This window comes from Rhodovulum sp., from assembly GCF_011048875.1.
Classification (GTDB): domain Bacteria; phylum Pseudomonadota; class Alphaproteobacteria; order Rhodobacterales; family Rhodobacteraceae; genus Rhodovulum; species Rhodovulum tesquicola.
Genome location: NZ_DSDD01000104.1, coordinates 1 through 2,369 on the forward strand (window position 1 = coordinate 1; position 2,369 = coordinate 2,369).

At 61.7% G+C, this 2,369-nt stretch carries 3 protein-coding genes; all 3 read right to left on the bottom strand.

The genetic code is table 11. From position 1 onward, the window contains the following. Positions 1-33 precede the first annotated feature (33 nt). Positions 34-639 carry a 3-isopropylmalate dehydratase small subunit gene (gene leuD, locus ENN83_RS03540; RefSeq protein WP_287184188.1) on the bottom strand — a complete coding sequence of 202 codons (606 nt, stop codon included), beginning with the start codon at positions 637-639 and terminating at the stop codon, positions 34-36. 12 nt (positions 640-651) lie between these two features. After that, on the bottom strand, positions 652-1,188 hold the full coding sequence (locus ENN83_RS03545; RefSeq protein ID WP_287184190.1) for a DUF4276 family protein: 537 nt from the start codon (positions 1,186-1,188) through the stop codon (positions 652-654). Continuing rightward, positions 1,188-2,369 (bottom strand): AAA family ATPase (locus tag ENN83_RS03550; RefSeq protein ID WP_287184192.1); only part of this gene is annotated, 1,182 nt, incomplete at its 5' end. The genes ENN83_RS03545 and ENN83_RS03550, both read right to left, overlap by 1 nt.

Here is a 2,369-nt window from a genome sequence, read left to right on the forward strand (position 1 = left end):
CCGCCACCCGAAGCAGGGCAGCCGGATACATGCTCAGACCCAGGGCCGTTCCTGCGCCATCCGCGACTCGAAGGCGGCAATCGCCGGGGCCTTCTCCAGCGTCAGGCCGATGTCGTCGAGCCCCTCGAGCAGGCAGTGCTTGCGGAACGGATCAACCTCGAAGGCGATCTCCTGCCCGTCCGAGGTGGTGATCGTCTGGCTCTCCAGATCGACGGTCATCCGCGCGTTCGCACCCTTCTCGGCATCCTTCATCAGGATGTCGACGGTTTCCTGCGGCAGCACGACCGGAAGGATCCCGTTCTTGAAGCAGTTGTTGAAGAAAATGTCGGCGAAACCGGGCGCCACGATGCAGCGGATGCCGAAATCCCGGATCGCCCAGGGCGCATGTTCCCGCGACGAGCCGCAGCCGAAATTGTCGCCCGCGATCAGGATTTCCGCCTGCCGGTAGGCGGGCTGGTTCAGCACGAAATCCGCGATCTCGTTGCCCTGTTCGTCATAGCGCATCTCGTAGAAGAGGTTCACCCCCAGCCCCGTGCGCTTGATCGTTTTCAGGAACTGCTTGGGGATGATCATGTCGGTATCGACATTGACCAGTGGCAAGGGCGCCGCGATGCCGGTGAGTTTGGTGAACTTGTCCATGGTTGCGTCTCCTCAGGCTGCGGTCAGGTCGCGGATAGCCTGGATTGTGGCGTGAAAGCTTGCGGCAGTGTTGCGGTCGGGGTCGAGATACGGGGCGATCCGGCGCGCGCCAAGTCCCTTTTGGTATGCGGGGTCAAGTTTCCGAAGGGCATCGACCGGCCTTTGATGGTTTTCCGGGTCGCGCAGAAGAGCGGGTCGGCTGCCCGGTTTGAGGTAGCCGGCATTCTCGAGCGCCTCCGGATCGGCCAGAAACCATGCTTCGAGCTCCTGCATGACGAGGCGTATCTTTGCAGGTTTGGTGCCTCCGGCGGCCCTGATCATTTCTGACAAACGCTTCTTTCGGGCCTCGCAATTGCCGTTGTCGTTGTCGCGGATGACAAGAAATCGGGCGTGGGGATCGCGCCAGGCTTTGATCTTTGTTGTGAGCGATGCCTCCAGATCGCCGACCCCCTGGAAGGTGATGATCTGGAACTCGACCACTCCCAGGCGCCGCAAGATTTCGCGCAGGGTGATCTCCATCGACTCCTCTTCCGTCAGGATCACGAGCATCAGGGATTGGCCCCCTTGAACAGACCCTGCCGCCAGAGCCATCCCGGCTTGTCGCCCTCTTGGACGAAATCGACGAGCTGTGGATCGTCGGCCGCGCGCTGAACTTGCGTGTAACCGCCGTCCTTGCGCAGCCAGTAGATCGACCCGAGCGGAACCGCGTTCAGGAAGTCCGGCGAATGCGTGGTCACGAAGACCTGTGCCGCTCCTCGCCGCCGTTCGGCATAGGCTGCGAATTCCTCGGCCAGCACGCCCATCAGGCTGGGGTAGAGTTGGTTCTCAGGCTCTTCAATACACAAGAGCGGATGCGGGTCGGGATCGTGGAGCAGAGCCAGATAGGCAAACATCTTGATCGTTCCGTCCGAGACAAGGCGGGCGATGAACCCGTCCTCGAAGCTCTGGTCCCTGAAACGCAGCAGCACTCGTCCATCGCCCGTGGGCTCAGGGACTACGTCTCCAATTCCGGGCACGCGCTCGGCCATGGCCCGCACGATCTTGTCGTAAACCTCGGGGTGATACTCACGCAAATACTGGGCGTAGAGCGCCAGGTTGTCCCCAGAGGGGCTGAGATGCTCGGCGGGCGCCACATCCGGCTCGCGTCGGGCCTCGGTGATATGGAAATCGCTGACCGTCCAGTTCTCTATCAGGTCTCGCAACTGGCTTGCCGCGTCGAACCGACGGAACTGTCCAAGTCCCTTGAGCGCCAGAAGGTCGGGCCGGTCCAGCGCCTGTTCCTCGCGCACAAGGTCGGCATCCTGCACCTCGGTGTCGAAGGCATCGAAGCTCTCGGCAATGGCAACGCCTTGCCCGCGACGGAAGTCGATGAAGTGGAACGGCCGACCGTAACTGCCGCGTTTCCAGTGCAGAAGCTCGCGCTTGACCACGACTTTCGGACCATCCGCGGCGAACTCGACCGCGTAGGTAACTATGCGACGCTTGTCCTCGCTGCGGAAATCCAGGTCGATCTTGAGTTCGATCAGGATCGTCTCGGCCTCTCCAGCCCCGCTTGACCGAACCTGACGAAAGCCCCCGCGCCGGTCGAAGGCGGCGCGGGCATTGTCCTTGAGGCAATCCTTGAGGAAACTGAAAACGTCGATCAAGGTGGACTTGCCGGTGCCGTTGGCACCGACAAAGACTACAAACCCAGGCATGTCGCGGATATCGACATTCCGCAACGCCTTGAA